Source organism: Psychrobacter jeotgali (assembly GCF_904846315.1).
In the GTDB taxonomy this organism is placed as follows: domain Bacteria; phylum Pseudomonadota; class Gammaproteobacteria; order Pseudomonadales; family Moraxellaceae; genus Psychrobacter; species Psychrobacter jeotgali.
In genome coordinates, this window is the sequence record NZ_CAJHAF010000006.1 from 1 (window position 1) to 679 (window position 679).

Here is a 679-nt window from a genome sequence, read left to right on the forward strand (position 1 = left end):
TACTATCAATCCTACTCAAAACACCGTAAATACCACCATTTATGATGATGGTACGACCGATGGTGAAACTCCAGTCGATCCGGAAAACCCATCACTTGGTGATGATACACCGGTAGTGAGCATTATTGGTACCACCAGCCTTAACGAAACAGACTTTGATGGCACGCCAAGTGAAGCGGTTTATACGGTAAATCTAAGCAATCCAAGTACGGTTGCTACGTCGGTGACAATAACTATCACTGATGGTTCAACAGAGGGCAGTGCTGATTATACTGCGCCAGTTACTCAGACGATCACTATTCCTGCTGGATCAACCTCAGCGACCTTTAGTGTGCCTATCATTGATGACAATGTATTTGAAGGACCCGAGGACTTTGATGTCACGATAACCAGTGTCGATTCGGGCAGTGCTACTATCAATCCTACTCAAAACACCGTAAATACCACCATTTATGATGATGGTACGACCGATGGTGAAACCCCAGTTGATCCGGAAAACCCACCACTTGGGGATGATACGCCAGTAGTGAGCATTATTGGTACCACCAGTCTTAACGAAACAGACTTTGATGGCACGCCAAGTGAAGCGGTTTATACGGTAAATCTAAGCAATCCAAGTATGGTTGCTACGTCGGTTACAGTAACTATCACTGATGGTTCAACAGAGGGCAGTGCTGAT

The 679-nt window shown here is 45.4% G+C and carries 1 protein-coding gene; it reads left to right on the forward strand.

Annotated elements, in window-relative coordinates; genetic code table 11:
* The coding region (locus JMX18_RS13160) for a Calx-beta domain-containing protein (RefSeq protein WP_201588375.1) at positions 1–679 on the forward strand (679 nt) is incomplete at both ends.